We start from the raw sequence: 13,978 nt of genomic DNA, 5'->3' as shown, positions 1-13,978 counted from the left end.
CATGTCCGCGAATTACCATCGTCCGGTCTGATCTCCAAGGCTTCGGCCAGGGTTTGGGTGCCCGGGCGGGTCTGCGCCCGTTGTCCATCATCCCCTGAGTTGGCTCAAGGCCCTAAAGGCGGATTTTCCGGCAAAACATTCCTTACCGCACAGCTTCCAAAACCAAACGCAGCGCCTGCGCCGCGGCGGCATTGGTTTGCAGCGTCTGGCCGTCCAGCATGGTCAGCATCCGCACCGAGAGGGCGTTGCCAAGGCAGACGCAGGGGGCGGCTAACAGTTGCCGGGGGAGCAGCGGCGCCTCATGCGCGAGGCCGCGGGCCAGGAGGCGTGCGCGCAATGTGCCCGCCAGCGCGCCATCACGCACCGGGGGGGTGGCCCAGATGCCCTCTTGCAGCACGAAGAGATTGGCGGCGCTGGCGGCAACGGCGTCACCCTTGGTGTTCAGCATGATCGCATCCCCCGCGCCGCGCGCCTCCGCTTCCCGCCGGGCGATGATGCTGTCCAGATAGTTCATGGATTTGATGCGCGAGAGCGGGGAGAATTCGTTACGGCGGGTGCTCTGGCAAATAATGGCGGAAATTTCAGGCGCGGCGGCGATGAAGGGGGCGCAGGTGATGAGGAGCGTGGGCGTGGGGTTGGGCGGTGGCAACAGGCCGCGCGGCCCGGCGCCGCGTGTGAGCGTGATGCGCAGCGTGGCGTTTTGCAGGGCGTTGGCGGCGAGCAATGCGCTGATGGCGGCATGAAACTGCGCGCCGCTGAGCGGCACGGCGAGGCCGAGTTCCTCCGCGCCCCAGCCCAGCCGCGCCAGATGCAGAGGCAGATGCCGGGGTGCGCCATTGGCCACGCGGATCGTCTCGAATATGCCGTCACCCAGGGTGAAGCCGCGGTCGGCAGGGTTGATGAGCGCGCGATCAACCGGGCACAGCGCGCCGTTCAGCCAGGCAAACTGGTCAGCCATCGCAAACCCCAAGCATTGGAGCGGCCTTTACGCGCATTTCCTCATACTCCGCATCCGGTTGGCTGTCGGCCACGATGCCGCCGCCCGCCTGCATCAGAACATGGGTGGGGGTCACGATCAACGTGCGGATGATGATGGAACTGTCCATCGCCCCGTCAAAACCGATCCAGGCGATGATGCCGCAATAGGGCCCGCGGCGGCAGGGTTCCAACTCGTCGATGATCTGCATGGCGCGGATTTTCGGCGCACCCGTGATCGAGCCGCCAGGCAGGGTGGCGCGCAGCAGGTCGATGGCGCCAAGCCCCGGGCGCAACCGGGCGGTAACGCTGGAGACCAGATGATGCACCGAGGCGAAGCTCTCGACCTTGCAAAGCTCCGGCACGCGCACGCTGCCGATTTGTGCCGCGCGGCCGATATCATGGCGGAGCAGATCGGCGATCATCAGGTTTTCGGCGCGGTCCTTTGGGCTTTGCGCAAGCGCGGCGGCAAGGGCTGCATCGCGCCGCGCATCCGCATGGCGTGGCCGTGTGCCTTTAATCGGCCGGGTCTCAATCTCGCCGCCGGGCGCGAGGCTGATGAAACGTTCCGGTGAGGCGCTGAGCAGCGCGAGGCCCTCGCCGCAGTCCAGATAGGCGGCGAAAGGCGCCGGGCTGGCTTGGCGCAAGGCGAGGTAGAGAGAGGCGGGGTCAAGCTGCGCGGGCCGCGGGGCGGTGTGCCGCAGGGTGAAGTTTGCCTGATAGATGTCCCCCGCGCGGATGTAGGCGAGAATTCGCTCCACCTGGGCGATGTAGTCATCGCGTCTCATGTCCGCCTGCCAGTGGAGCTTGGGCAATGGCGCGGGTGAGGGGGTTTGCGCCAGGCGGGCGAGGATGGTGCCGGCGCGCTTGCCGCTGTCCTGCCCTGCGCGCGCGCCCGCGATCAGCCAGCAGCGCCGCGCGGCATGGTCAAAGCCGATCAGCGTATCGTAAAAACCGATGGCCATATCAGGAAGGTTCATCGGGTTGCCATGGCGCGAGGCGACCGGCTCCAGCCCCAGTCCCAGATCGTAGCTGAAAAACCCGGCCGCACCGCCGGTGAAGGGCAGGGGGCCGGGGATTGGCGTGTGGCGGGCCAATTCTTCCGCCACCTGGGCGAGTTGCGCGCCGCGCAGGACTTTGAAGGGATCGACGCAGATATAGCTGAAGCGGCTGCGGGCATCGCCTGCGGCGGCGCTGTCCAGAAAGGCGATATGCGGCGCCGGCATCAAGGCGGCAAAGCAATCCTGCGGCGCGCGCCAGGGGATTTCGTGAATCACTGGCGGGCGGATCAGCTCACGCGGACAAAATCAAGCCCGATGTCCAGAACCTTCGCGCTATGGGTGAGCCAGCCCGCCGAGATCAGGTCCACCCCGGTTTCCGCGATGGCGCCAGCGCTTGCGGGGGTGATTCTGCCGGAGGCTTCGGCGATGGCGCGGCCATTTATCATCGCCACCGCCTGGCGAAGCTGCGCTGTGTCCATATTGTCGAGCAGCACGGCGTCCACGCCTTCGTGCAGCACCTCCTGCAACTGCGCCAGCGTGTCCACTTCAATTTCGATTTTCACGAGATGCCCGGCGGCACGTTTGGCCGCGCGCAGGGCCGGGGCGATGCCGCCGGCCAGGGCGATGTGATTGTCCTTGATGAGGATCGCATCATCAAGGCCGAAGCGGTGGTTGGCGCCGCCGCCGCACCGCACCGCGTATTTTTGCGCAAAGCGCAGCCCCGGCGTGGTTTTGCGCGTGCAGGTGATGCGCGCCTTGGTGTGGGTGATGGCATCGGCAATGCCGCGCGTGGCGGTGGCAATGCCCGAGAGCGGGCCAAGGAAATTCAGCGCGACGCGCTCGGCGGTTAAAATGCCGCGAGCTGAGCCGGTGATTTCCGCAATCACCTCGCCAGGCGTGACGCGCGAGGCGTCAGGCAGTTTTGCGTTGAAGACAATGCTGCGGTCAATCAGGGCAAAGGCGGCGCGGGCGAAATCCAGCCCGGCCACCACGCCGGGGTCGCGCGCGACGAGTGTGCAAACGGCCTGGCGCTCGGGCGGCACCACGGCCTCGGTGGTGATATCCCCGGCGCGGCCGAGGTCTTCCAGCAATCCCTCCCGCACCGCTTGTTCAACGAGAAGATAAGGGATCATGCGTTCAGTCCTGTATCGGCAAGGCCGGAAAGATTGATAGTGGATGAGGTTGCCTGCGCTGGGTCGGTGTGCGGAAAATCCGCGCGGGTATGCGCGCCGCGGCTCTCGCGCCGGCGCAGGGCCGATTGCGCCATGAGCAGCGCCACCAGCGCGCCATCAGACTGCGCGGCGAGTGGGCGCAACCGCGCCACGGCGGCTTCAAGCTCCGGCGCATTACGATAAATACCAAGGCTCTGGCTGCAAACTTCACGAACAACCGGTGCGTGCCGGGACGCCTGCCGCGTAGGCGGTGGGGCACCCGTGGCCTCTGCCGTGCGTCCGCTCACGGCCTGCGCCACGATGCGCCCGGTCACCATCGCTTCCAGTAGTGAGTTGCTGGCAAGGCGGTTGGCGCCATGCAGCCCGGTCGCGGCGGCCTCGCCGCAGGCGAACAAACCCGCCACGCTGCTTTCGCAATCGGCGTTCACCGCAATGCCGCCCATATGGTAATGGGCAGCGGGACGCACCGGGACCGGCTGGGTCGCAGGGTCTATCCCTTGCGCGCGGCAGGTGGCGAAAATGCCCGGGAATTTCTCCGGCAGCACCCGGCGCGCATCAAGAAAAACGCTGTCATTCGCTGCATATTTTGCCGCCACCGCGCGCGCGACGATGTCTCGCGCCGCGAGGTCCCCGCCATTCATGAACTGCGTGCCCGCGTTGTCGATAAACACAGCGCCCTCGCCGCGCACGGCTTCGCTCACCAGCGGCATCGGGTCCAGCCCGCAGGAAAGAGCCGTCGGGTGGAACTGCACGAATTCCATATCGCGCAGATCGGCCCCCGCCCTGGCGGCGAGCGCCAGCCCGGTGCCGGTGGCGCCCAGCGGATTGGTGGTGTGCGCGAACAGCCCGCCGATGCCGCCGGTGGCGATTACCGCGCAGCTGGTGGCGATGCTGAGCGCGCCGGCGGGCGTTGCGGCATGCACGGCGCAAACCCTGTTGTCGCGCACGGCAAGTTCGGTGGCCTGGGTGTGTTCGCGTATCGTGATGTGTTCCGCCGCGTGCACGGCGTTGATCAGCACGCGCATCACCTCGGCGCCGGTGGCATCCTTGGCGTGGACGATGCGGCGGCGTGAGTGCGCGGCCTCCAGCCCGAGCGCCAGCGTGCCGTTCGCATGGCGGCCGAAATCCGCGCCGAGCCGGGTAAGGAAATCAATCGCCCAAGGCCCGGCCTCGATGATCCGGCGCACCACCGCAGCGTCGCACAGCCCGGCGCCGGCGCTTAGAGTGTCCTGCGTGTGCAGGGCGAAATCGTCATCCGGACCAACTGCCGCGGCAACGCCGCCCTGCGCCCAGCCGCTGGCGGTCTCAAACCCCAGCGTGCCGCCGCAGAGCAGCACCACCGGGCGCGGCGCCAGGCAGAGCGCCGCCATCAACCCCGCGGCGCCGCCGCCGATGATTACCGGGCAGCCATGCGCGCTCATTGCACCGCGAGCATGCGTTCGACAGACAATCGCGCGCGCGCCATCAATGCGGGTTCAATTTCCACCTGCGTTTGCATTGTCTCCAGGCATTCGCGGATGTTTGGCAACGTGATCCGCTTCATGTGCGGGCAGAGGTTGCAGGGGCGGATGAACTCGGTGCCCGGATGGCCGGCGGCAACATTATCGCTCATCGAACATTCGGTGATCAGCACCACGCGGGCGGGCTTTTCGCGCGCCACGTAATCGCTCATCGCCGCGGTGGAACCCGCGAAGTCCGACACCGCGACAACATCCGGCGGGCATTCGGGATGCGCCAGCACGGTAAGGCCGGGGTGGGCGGCGCGCAGGTTCGCAATCTCCTGCGGGGTGAAGCGCTCATGCACCTCGCAATGCCCGGCCCAGGTGATGATTTTCACATTGGTCTGCGCCGCGATGTTCTGCGCCAGGTATTCATCGGGCAGCATGATCACTTCCGGCACGCCCAGGCTCTCGACGATTTTCTTCGCATTGCCCGAGGTGCAGCAGATGTCGGACTCCGCCTTCACCGCCGCCGAGGTGTTCACATACGCCACCACCGGCACGCCGGGATGGCGCTGGCGCAGCTGGCGAATATCCGCGGCGGTGATGCTCTCAGCCAGCGAGCAGCCGGCCCGCGTATCGGGGATCAGCACGGTCTTTGCGGGGTTCAGCAGTTTCGCGGTTTCGGCCATGAAATGCACGCCCGCCAGCACGATCACGTCAGCATCGACGTTCATCGCCTCGCGCGCCAGCAGCAGGCTGTCGCCAACGATATCGGCAACACCGTGGAAAATTTCCGGCGTCTGGTAGTTATGCGCCAGGATCACCGCGTTGCGCTCGCGCTTGAGGCGGTTGATCGCCTCGATATCAGGCGAGAACAGCGCCCATTCGATAGGGGGAATCACGCGGCTGACGCGCTGGTAGAGCTGGGTAAGATCCAACGGCATGGTACATCCAGTAATGCTCAAATTGAGCATAAATAGGTCAGAAAAAAACGGGCGCGCGCCCGGTCGTGCAGCCGCTTATACTGGCCTTGAGCATAACCCGTCAAGCGCGCGGGAGCGGCGGCTTGGTTCCGGCGTAGGCGCGCTCCTGGAGGATATCGGCGCGAAACCTGAACAGCTTGGCCGGGCGCCCGCCGGTGGCTCCGGCCATCTGGCCGGTTTCCTCGACCAGCGCCTGCTGTTCAACCAGGCGGCGGAAATTTTGCTTATGGAGGAGTTGCCCGGCCAGTGCCTCCACGCTGCGCTGCAGGTCCAGCAGGGTGAAGCTGGGGGGCATCAGCTCGAACACCACCGGGCGGTAGGTGATTTTGGCGCGCAGCCGGGCGATGCCGGTGGCCAGTATCCGCCGGTGGTCCTGGCGCATGGCGTGGCCAAGCCGGGGGGCCGGGGTGGTGTGGCAGGCAATGCCGTCGCGCGCCGCCTCGGACACCAGCCCGGCCTCGTAGAGCAGCTCATAGCGTTGCAGCACCAGCTCCTCGTTCCAGCGCCGGCCTTCCAGGCCAAAGGCGATGGCGGCGCGTTGCTTGCGCGCGCGGCGCTCCGCCGGGCTGGCGCCGGCCTGCGCCCAGGCCCGCAGCGCGGCAGGCAGGGGGGCTGGCAAATCCGCGCCCTGGCGGTGGTCCTCCCAGGGGAAATAATCATACCAATTGCGCCAGCTGGCGCCGCCGTCCAGCGTTTTTGGCTGCTCGCGGGTCAGCGCCAGATAGGAGATCGAAATCGCGCGGCCAAAGCCCCCCAGCGCGGCGTTGCGGTCGTTATCGGCGAATGTGTAAAGCTGTTCGACGTAGCCCAGCGGATGATGCGTCTGGCGTTCCACCCAGGAGCGCGTGCCCGCCTGCAGCGAGCGATGCTCGGGCGAAAGCGGGCCGGAGGGCAGGGAGGTGCCCTCCGCAATGGTCAGCACGCGCGGCGTCCCGGCCGTGACCGCGACCAGAACGGCAATCAGCTCAGCGCTTACGGAACCAGGCCGGTTTTCGATCATGGGCTCATTTCGCAGATGGCGCCGGGCGCTGGCAAGGCCGGGTGCGGCCATTGCGCGCATTGAAAATCCGCGCCGGGGCAATATGTATCGCGGGCGGCGGCGCTCACCAGCCGCGCGCAACATAACATCACAAAGGGGAACAGCATGGCGGACGCGATTTATGACATTCCGTTGAAGAGCATCGAGGGTAAGGCGGCGAACCTTGGCGATTACAAGGGCAAGGTGCTGCTGGTGGTGAATGTCGCCTCTAAATGCGGGTTAACCCCGCAGTATGAGGGGTTGCAGAAGCTTTACGCCGAGAAGCATGACGCCGGGCTGGAAGTGCTGGGGTTTCCCGCGAATAATTTCAGAGAACAGGAGCCGGGGAGCGAGGCGGAGATCGCCAGTTTCTGCAGCACCACCTACGATGTGCAATTTCCGTTGTTCAGCAAAATCTCGGTGGCGGGGGCGGATAAGCATCCGTTGTATCAGGCGCTGACAGCAGCCAGGCCGCAGGCTGAGGGCGGCGATGCCTTCCGCACCCGGCTGGAGGGTTTTGGCATCGCCACCAACCCGGCGCCCGAGGTGCTGTGGAATTTTGAGAAATTCGTCGTCGGCCGCGATGGTGAGGTTGTCGCCCGTTTCACGCCGGATGTGGCGGCTGATGATCCGCGCTTGCGCGCCGCGCTGGATGCCGCGCTGGCGGCCTAAACTTAAGAGTTAGTGATACGCATATAGGCAGTCGCTGGCCTCGGTGAGGTCGGCGGTTGTTTTGCTGGGCGCCGGCGCGGGGGCAACTTCAATCGGGCGCGCGGCAACGAGCAGGGTTTTTACCGATGGCGCAGGAACGCTATGGCTTTGCACCGCTTGAACAGGCCGGTGGAAGCGCGGCACTGCCCAGAGGATGAAACCGTGGGATGGTTTGCTGGTCATCTCGGATGCCTCAAGGTTGTGCCGCCGGTTTAGGCGCTCATACTCAGGGTGTATAGTGAATTTATGTGATAAAATCATTAAGAATCAGATAATTGAAGAAATGCATCCAAGCCCTTCGTGCCCTCGCAGGCGGGTGCGGCTCAGCTCTGCGCGGGTTTTCCCGGCACGCGGGCGAACAGGGATTTGGGCGCCAGATTGGCCACCCAGGCCAGGGCGGCGAACCACCGGGGAAAGGTGATGACGCCGCGCCCCGCCGCGATGCCCTGGATGATCCGCCGCGCAGCTTCATCGGCGCCGAGCATGCCCGGCATCGGGTAGGGGTTGTGCGCGGTCATCGGGGTACGGATGAAGCCCGGGCGCACCAGGGTTAAGGCGATGCCCTCGCGCGCGGCGCCTGGGGTGGCGGCGCGCACCCAGAAATCCAGCGCGGCCTTGGCGGCGCTATAGGCGGGGGAGGTGGGCAGCGCGATCAGCCCGGCGATGGAGCCGATGATGACGATGCGCGGCGTTTTGCGCGCCATCGCGGGCAAAACGGTGTTGAACACACCATCCAGATTGGTGGCGAACACGCGGCGGATCTGCTCGTCCTGCTCACGGTTGGCCCGGCCCGGCCCGGCGGAGACCCCGGCATTGGCGATCATCAGGTCAAGCTGTTCCAGCCCCGCCACCCAACCGGCCATTTCCTCCCGGTTGGTGACGTCAGCGATGCTTTGCGTGACCCGCGCGCCCTTCGCCTGCGCGGCCGCGGCGGTCTGGGCGAGGCGCACAGCATCGCGCCCAGCCAGATGCAGTGTGATCCCTGGGGCCGCGTACCCCAGGGCAAGGGCCTGCCCCAGCCCGCTGGAGGCGCCGGTCATCGCGATGGTTCGGTACTGCATATGGGCAGCGTAGCAGCCTCCTGCTAAGAGGCCAGCCCATGAACGCAAAAACCTCAATCGCCTCGATGACCGGCTTCTCGCGCACCCACGGGCAGGCCGGCCCTGTCTCCTGGATATGGGAGCTGCGCAGCGTCAACGGCAAGGGGCTGGATATCAAGCTCCGCCTGCCCGGCGGGCTGGATGCGCTGGAGTTCCCCCTGCGCGACCTGGCCGCCAAGCGGCTGAAGCGCGGGAATGTTTCGGGCACGCTCACCCTAAAGCGCGATGCGGTCTCGGGCATGATGCCCGATCTCGCGGTGCTGGAGCGGATCAAGGAGCTGGCGATCGATCTGGCGGATAATATCCCCGGCGCGCTGCCCCCGCGTGCCGAGCTGCTGCTGGGGTTGCCGGGCGTGATGCGCAGTGTCTCCGCGCAGGATGATACCGAGGAGGAGCAGGCCGCCCTGGCCGCCGCCGTGCAGGCCGGGTTTGCCGAAGGGCTGGCGCAGCTGGTTGAAGCGCGGGCAGGCGAGGGGGCGCGGCTGGCAAATATCGCCGCGGCGCTGCTGGGCGAGATCGAGGCGCTGCACGCCGCCGCCGCGGTGGATGCGGCAACTCAGCCAGCCCTGCACAAGGCCCGGCTCACTGCGCAGCTGGCGGAAATCCTGGGCGCCACCCCGGCGCTGCCGGAGGAGCGGATCGCGCAGGAAATTGCTTTGCTGACCACCAAATCGGACGTGCGCGAGGAGCTGGACCGGCTGCATGCGCATATCGGCGCCGCCCGCGCGCTGCTGGCCGAGGGTGCTGGCATCGGCCGGAAACTGGATTTTCTGATGCAGGAGTTCAACCGCGAGGCGAACACGCTGTGCAGCAAATCCGCCTCGCTGGCGCTCACCTCCATCGGGCTTTCGCTAAAGGCCGCGATCGAGCAGTTGCGCGAGCAGGTGCAGAACATTGAGTAGCCGCCGCGGGCTTTGCCTGGTGCTGGCCGCGCCCTCGGGGGCGGGTAAAACCACGCTCTCGCGCGCGTTGCTGGAGCAAGATGATGCGCTCTCGCTCTCTGTGAGCGTGACCACGCGCGCGCGCCGCCCCGGCGAGAAAGAGGGCAAGCATTATTATTTCATCAGCCAGGAGCGGTTTGATGAAATGGCGGCGGCGGGCGAACTACTGGAATACGCACGGGTGTTCGGCCGCTCCTACGGCACGCCGCGCGGCCCGGTGGAGGCGGCGCTGAGCGCCGGGCAGGATGTGATGTTCGATATCGACTGGCAGGGGTTTCGCCAGCTGCGCGCGGCCATGCCGGGCGATGTGGTGGGCGTGTTCATCAAGCCGCCCTCGCTGGAGGTGTTGCACCACCGGTTGACCAAGCGTGGCGATGCGCCGGAGCAGGTGGCGGAGCGGATGCGCCATGCCGAGGCGGAAATCTCCCATGCCGGGGAGTTCGACTATATCGTCGAGAATCACGACCTGGATGTGGCCCTGGCGGACCTGCGCGCGATTTTGCGCGCCTGCCGGCTGGAGACGAAGCGGCAGGCGGCCCGGCCCGGTTTGTAAATATGCCAGGTTTATGCTATGAACCGGCCTGAACTCAGGATAAAATTCTTAATGATCTCAGTCTGTTACCACTGGTCCGGCGAGTCCGCCGCCACCGCCATCCGCAACCTGATCTGACATGAGCGATATGACCGGCGAATCCGGCGCGGAACCATTGCCGCTGCGCGGTACGGAGCCTGTGGCCATCGAGCAGGAGATGCGCAAATCGTATCTCGATTATGCGATGTCCGTCATCGTCTCGCGCGCCCTGCCTGATGCGCGCGACGGGCTGAAACCCGTGCACCGGCGCATCCTTTACGCCATGAACGAAGCGGGCAACACGCCCGACAAGCCCTACCGCAAATCCGCGCGTATGACCGGTGACGTGATGGGTACCTACCATCCACACGGCGACAGCGCGATTTATCTGGCCGCCGTGCGCATGGCGCAGGATTTTTCGATGCGCCTGCCGCTGATCGACGGCCAGGGCAATTTTGGCTCCATCGACGGCGACATGCCCGCCGCCATGCGTTACACCGAGATGCGGCTGGACCCGGCGGCGATGCTGCTGCTGGCCGATATCGACAAGGACACGGTTGATTTCCAGCCGAACTACGACGAGAGCGAGACCGAGCCGCGCGTGCTGCCGGCGGCTTTCCCCAACCTGCTCATCAACGGCTCCAACGGCATCGCCGTCGGCATGGCGACCAATATTCCGCCGCATAACCCGGCCGAGATCATGGACGCCACGCTGGCGCTGATCGCCAACCCCGAGATCACGCTCGAAGAATTGATGCAGATCGTCCCCGGCCCGGATTTCCCGACCGCGGGCATCATCCTGGGGCGCTCGGGCATCCGCGCCGCCTTTGAGACCGGGCGCGGCTCCATCACCATCCGCGCGCGCGCGGCCATCGAGCAGATCCGCAAGGACCGCGACGCCATCGTGGTCACCGAGATTCCGTATCAGGTGAACAAATCCGCGCTGCTGGAGCGCATCGCCGAGCTGGTGCGCGCCAAGGACATCGAAGGTATCGCCGATCTGCGTGACGAGAGCGACCGCGACGGCATGCGCATTGTCATCGAGCTGAAGCGCGACGCCACCGCCGAGGTGGTGCTGAACCATCTCTACCGCTACACCAATCTGCAAACCAGCTTCGGCATCAACATGCTGGCGCTGGACCGCGGCAAGCCCCGGCAGATGGGACTCAAGGAGTTGCTTGGCCTGTTCGTCGAATTCCGCGAGGAGGTGATCCTGCGGCGCGCCCGTTTTGAGCTGAACAAGGCGCGCGACCGCGCTCATCTGCTCATCGGCCTCGCCACCGCCGTTGCGAACATCGATGAAGTCATCAGGATCATCCGCGGCAGCCCGGATTCCAATACCGCCCGCGCGGCGCTGATGGAGCGGCACTGGCCGGCGGAGGATGTGGCGCCGTTGCTGGCGTTGATCGACGATGTGGGCAACACCATCACGCCCGAGAAAACCATGCGCCTGACCGATGCGCAGGCGCGCGGCATTCTGGAGCTGCGCCTGGCCCGCCTCACCGGGCTGGAGCGCGACAAAATCCAGGCCGAGCTGACCGAGGTTGCGGCGCGTATCACTGAATTGCTGGACATTATCGGCTCGCGCATCCGCCGCATGGAGGTGATGCGCGAGGAACTTGTGGCCGCGCGTGTGAAAATCGCCAATCCGCGCCGCTCCAGCATCGAGAATTTCGAGACCGACCAGGACGACGAAGCCCTGATCGAGCCCGGGCAGATGGTTGTCACCATCACGCGCGATGGTTTCATCAAGCGCACGCCGCTGGATGTGTTCCGCGCACAAAATCGCGGCGGGCGCGGGCGTTCGGCCACCTCCACCCGTGGTGATGATGTGGTGACCCGCAGCTTCAACGCGCACACGCACCAATACGTGCTGTTCTTCTCCTCCGGCGGCAAGGCCTTCCGCGAGAAAGTCTGGCGCCTGCCGGAAGCCACCACCACCGCCAAGGGCCGCGCGCTGGTCAATCTGCTGCCCGAGCTTGGTTCGGACGAGATCACCACCGTGCTGCCGCTGCCGCAGGATGAGGGGCTGTGGGAGAACCTGCACCTGGTTTTTGCCACCGCGAGCGGCGGCGTGCGGCGCAACAAGCTGTCTGACTTCAAGAACATGCGTGCCTCCGGGCTGATCGCGATGAAGCTGGACGAGGGCGACCGGCTCATCGGCGTCGCCACCTGCCGCGATGGCGACGATGCCTTTCTCGCCACCAAGCTCGGCCGCTGTATCCGCTTCCAGATCACCGACGAGACCCTGCGCGTGTTCTCCGGGCGTGATTCAGCGGGTGTGCGCGGCATCAAGCTCGGCGCGGATGATGAGGTGATGAGTCTCTCCGTGCTGCGCCATGTCGAGGCCACGCCGGACGAGCGCGCCGCTTATCTCAAATATGCCTCCGCGCAGCGGCGCATGGGCGATGAGGAAACCGAGGCGGGCGAGAGCGATGAGGCGGTGGCTGATATCGCCCTCTCTGAGACGCGAATTGCCGAGCTGGCAGCGGCGGAGGAAATTCTCCTCACCGTCACCGATTCCGGCTTCGGCAAGCGCTCTTCGGCCTATGAATACCGCGTCACCGGGCGCGGCGGCCAGGGCATTGCCAACATCACGCTCAGCGCCAGGCGCAACGGCAAGGCCGTGGCGGCCAGCTTCCAGGTGCGCGAGGGCGACGATGTGATGCTGGTGACCGATGGCGGGCGGTTGATCCGCGTGCCGGTGGACCAGGTGCGCATCACCGGCCGTTCGGTGATGGGCGTCACCCTTTTCCGCCTGGATGACGATGAGCGTGTCACCAGCGTGTTCCCCGTATTGGAGCAGGAGACCGAGGATGCCTGAAGCCCGCGTTGCCCTCTACCCTGGTACGTTCGACCCCGTGACCAACGGGCATCTGGACATTATCAGCCGCGCCGCCAGGCTGGTGGACCGGCTGGTGATCGGGCTTGGCATTAACGCCGGCAAGGACCCGATTTTCAATCTGGAGGAGCGGATTGCGCTGATCCAGGATGAAGTCGCGCCGATCGCCGAGAAAACCGGCGCGGTGATCGAGGTGCGCTCCTTCAACGCGCTGCTGATCTCCTTCGCCGAGCAGGTCGGCGCGAAGATGATCGTGCGGGGCTTGCGCGCGGTCTCCGATTTTGACTACGAATTCCAGATGGCGGGGATGAACTACCGGCTGGACCCGGGGATCGAGACAGTGTTTCTCATGGCCAGTGAACGCCATCAGTTCATCTCATCGCGCTTCGTGAAGGATATTGCTTTGCTGGGGGGGGATATTTCCTCCTTCGTGCCCAAGCTCACGCTGGAACGTACCCTTGCCAAACTGAGGAAGTAATTATGTTGAAACGCCGGACCCTCATCAGCACTGCCGCTGCAACCCCTTTTTTAACGGAACTCGCCATGACTGAACCTGCCGCCGCCGCCACCTCCAACACCCTGCTGATGGAGCTGAAATACGGCACCGTGACCATTGAGCTGCGCCCGGACCTGGCGCCGAAGGCCGCCGAGCGCCTGCGTACGCTCACCGCCCAGGGCTATTATAACGGCTGCAAGTTCTTCCGCGTCATCGCGGGCTTCATGGCGCAGACCGGCGATGCCACCAACACCGGCATGGGCGGCTCCGACCTGCCAAACCTGCCGGCGGAATTCACCCAGGACGCCAGCTTCCTCACCGGCACGGTGGGCATGGCCCGCACCTCGGACCCTAATTCCGCCAACAGCCAGTTTTTCATCTGCTTCGCCCCGGCGACCTTCCTGGACGGTAATTACACCATCGTGGGCCAGGTTACCGCCGGCATGGATTTCGTGCAGCAGATCAAGAAGGGCGATCCGCAGAGCGGCAAGGTGATCGACCCCGATTCGATCATCAAGATGACCCTGGCCGCTTAAGGCCAATCGGGGCGCATGATCAGGTTTTACCGGCATTTCCGGTAAAACCGGTCAGCAATCCGTTTGTGTCTATTGACGAGCAGGGGGCAAATCTGGTTCACCCCCTGCACGGAGAGCCTGTAGCTCAGTGGTAGAGCATTCGACTTTTAATCGAATGGCCGTGGGTTCGACCCCCACCGGGCTCACCAAT

Annotated in this window: 14 protein-coding genes and 1 tRNA gene; 7 read left to right on the top strand and 8 right to left on the bottom strand. The window is 65.4% G+C overall.

Annotation, left to right across the window (positions count from 1 at the left end; genetic code table 11):
- Positions 1 to 142: 142 nt before the first annotated feature.
- The 6 genes from HKL97_RS12540 to HKL97_RS12515 all read right to left on the bottom strand — a co-directional run bounded on the left by HKL97_RS12540 (position 143) and on the right by HKL97_RS12515 (position 6,573).
- Entirely contained in the window at positions 143 to 958 is an 816-nt protein-coding gene (locus HKL97_RS12540) for an aminotransferase class IV (RefSeq protein WP_291425853.1), read from the bottom strand.
- On the bottom strand, positions 951 to 2,252 hold the full coding sequence (gene pabB, locus HKL97_RS12535; protein WP_291425851.1) for an aminodeoxychorismate synthase component I: 1,302 nt from the start codon (positions 2,250 to 2,252) through the stop codon (positions 951 to 953). The genes HKL97_RS12540 and pabB overlap by 8 nt, the downstream gene beginning before the upstream one ends.
- Positions 2,253 to 2,263: 11 nt before the next feature.
- Positions 2,264 to 3,109, bottom strand: a complete 846-nt coding sequence (gene nadC, locus HKL97_RS12530) for a carboxylating nicotinate-nucleotide diphosphorylase (RefSeq protein ID WP_291425849.1) — start codon at positions 3,107 to 3,109, stop codon at positions 2,264 to 2,266.
- Positions 3,106 to 4,569 (bottom strand): L-aspartate oxidase, encoded by a 1,464-nt coding sequence (locus HKL97_RS12525; RefSeq protein WP_291425847.1) that lies wholly within the window; start codon positions 4,567 to 4,569, stop codon positions 3,106 to 3,108. Before HKL97_RS12525 ends, nadC begins: the two co-directional genes overlap by 4 nt.
- On the bottom strand, positions 4,566 to 5,534 hold the full coding sequence (gene nadA, locus HKL97_RS12520; RefSeq protein ID WP_291425845.1) for a quinolinate synthase NadA: 969 nt from the start codon (positions 5,532 to 5,534) through the stop codon (positions 4,566 to 4,568). The genes HKL97_RS12525 and nadA overlap by 4 nt, the downstream gene beginning before the upstream one ends.
- Positions 5,535 to 5,634: 100 nt before the next feature.
- Positions 5,635 to 6,573 carry an NrtR DNA-binding winged helix domain-containing protein gene (locus tag HKL97_RS12515; RefSeq protein WP_291425843.1) on the bottom strand — a complete coding sequence of 313 codons (939 nt, stop codon included), beginning with the start codon at positions 6,571 to 6,573 and terminating at the stop codon, positions 5,635 to 5,637.
- Between the two features lie 144 nt (positions 6,574 to 6,717).
- Between HKL97_RS12515 and HKL97_RS12510 the strand changes: the two genes are divergently transcribed.
- Positions 6,718 to 7,263 carry a glutathione peroxidase gene (locus HKL97_RS12510; protein WP_291425841.1) on the top strand — a complete coding sequence of 182 codons (546 nt, stop codon included), beginning with the start codon at positions 6,718 to 6,720 and terminating at the stop codon, positions 7,261 to 7,263.
- 9 nt (positions 7,264 to 7,272) lie between these two features.
- On the opposite strand, the gene HKL97_RS12505 is transcribed toward HKL97_RS12510, so the two are convergent.
- A complete protein-coding gene (locus HKL97_RS12505) occupies positions 7,273 to 7,485 on the bottom strand; it encodes a hypothetical protein (protein WP_291425839.1) in 213 nt (70 codons plus the stop codon).
- A gap of 140 nt (positions 7,486 to 7,625) precedes the next feature.
- Positions 7,626 to 8,363 carry an SDR family oxidoreductase gene (locus HKL97_RS12500; protein WP_291425837.1) on the bottom strand — a complete coding sequence of 246 codons (738 nt, stop codon included), beginning with the start codon at positions 8,361 to 8,363 and terminating at the stop codon, positions 7,626 to 7,628.
- 38 nt (positions 8,364 to 8,401) lie between these two features.
- On the opposite strand from HKL97_RS12500, the gene HKL97_RS12495 reads away from it, so the two are divergent.
- The 6 genes from HKL97_RS12495 (at position 8,402) to HKL97_RS12470 (ending at position 13,976) form a co-directional block, all read left to right on the top strand.
- Entirely contained in the window at positions 8,402 to 9,304 is a 903-nt protein-coding gene (locus HKL97_RS12495; RefSeq protein ID WP_291425835.1) for a YicC/YloC family endoribonuclease, read from the top strand.
- Positions 9,297 to 9,896 carry a guanylate kinase gene (gmk, locus tag HKL97_RS12490; protein ID WP_291425832.1) on the top strand — a complete coding sequence of 200 codons (600 nt, stop codon included), beginning with the start codon at positions 9,297 to 9,299 and terminating at the stop codon, positions 9,894 to 9,896. Before HKL97_RS12495 ends, gmk begins: the two co-directional genes overlap by 8 nt.
- A gap of 118 nt (positions 9,897 to 10,014) precedes the next feature.
- Positions 10,015 to 12,738, top strand: coding sequence for a DNA gyrase subunit A (gyrA, locus tag HKL97_RS12485; RefSeq protein ID WP_291425830.1), 2,724 nt, complete (start codon positions 10,015 to 10,017; stop codon positions 12,736 to 12,738).
- Positions 12,731 to 13,234 carry a pantetheine-phosphate adenylyltransferase gene (gene coaD, locus HKL97_RS12480; RefSeq protein WP_291425828.1) on the top strand — a complete coding sequence of 168 codons (504 nt, stop codon included), beginning with the start codon at positions 12,731 to 12,733 and terminating at the stop codon, positions 13,232 to 13,234. The genes gyrA and coaD overlap by 8 nt, the downstream gene beginning before the upstream one ends.
- 65 nt (positions 13,235 to 13,299) lie before the next feature.
- Positions 13,300 to 13,788: a peptidylprolyl isomerase gene (locus tag HKL97_RS12475; RefSeq protein WP_291425826.1), complete on the top strand. Its 489-nt coding sequence runs from the start codon at positions 13,300 to 13,302 to the stop codon at positions 13,786 to 13,788.
- A 113-nt stretch (positions 13,789 to 13,901) separates the two neighbouring features.
- Positions 13,902 to 13,976: transfer RNA gene (locus HKL97_RS12470), tRNA-Lys, on the top strand.
- Positions 13,977 to 13,978: the final 2 nt, after the last annotated feature.

This window comes from Acidocella sp., assembly GCF_013044125.1.
Lineage (GTDB): Bacteria > Pseudomonadota > Alphaproteobacteria > Acetobacterales > Acetobacteraceae > Acidocella.
Note: the sequence above shows the minus strand (reverse complement) of the source record. Positions and strands in the feature narration are given on the sequence as shown.

Bases quoted from the DNA above. Each gene is read 5' to 3' on its own strand.
- HKL97_RS12540 (WP_291425853.1), bottom strand. From the start codon at position 958: ATGGCTGACCAGTTTGCCTGGCTGAACGGCGCGCTGTGCCCGGTTGAT.
- nadC (WP_291425849.1), bottom strand. From the start codon at position 3,109: ATGATCCCTTATCTTCTCGTTGAACAAGCGGTGCGGGAGGGATTGCTG.
- HKL97_RS12525 (WP_291425847.1), bottom strand. From the start codon at position 4,569: ATGAGCGCGCATGGCTGCCCGGTAATCATCGGCGGCGGCGCCGCGGGG.
- nadA (WP_291425845.1), bottom strand. From the start codon at position 5,534: ATGCCGTTGGATCTTACCCAGCTCTACCAGCGCGTCAGCCGCGTGATT.
- HKL97_RS12515 (WP_291425843.1), bottom strand. From the start codon at position 6,573: ATGATCGAAAACCGGCCTGGTTCCGTAAGCGCTGAGCTGATTGCCGTT.
- HKL97_RS12510 (WP_291425841.1), top strand. From the start codon at position 6,718: ATGGCGGACGCGATTTATGACATTCCGTTGAAGAGCATCGAGGGTAAG.
- HKL97_RS12505 (WP_291425839.1), bottom strand. From the start codon at position 7,485: ATGACCAGCAAACCATCCCACGGTTTCATCCTCTGGGCAGTGCCGCGC.
- HKL97_RS12500 (WP_291425837.1), bottom strand. From the start codon at position 8,363: ATGCAGTACCGAACCATCGCGATGACCGGCGCCTCCAGCGGGCTGGGG.
- HKL97_RS12495 (WP_291425835.1), top strand. From the start codon at position 8,402: ATGAACGCAAAAACCTCAATCGCCTCGATGACCGGCTTCTCGCGCACC.
- gyrA (WP_291425830.1), top strand. From the start codon at position 10,015: ATGAGCGATATGACCGGCGAATCCGGCGCGGAACCATTGCCGCTGCGC.
- coaD (WP_291425828.1), top strand. From the start codon at position 12,731: ATGCCTGAAGCCCGCGTTGCCCTCTACCCTGGTACGTTCGACCCCGTG.
- HKL97_RS12475 (WP_291425826.1), top strand. From the start codon at position 13,300: ATGACTGAACCTGCCGCCGCCGCCACCTCCAACACCCTGCTGATGGAG.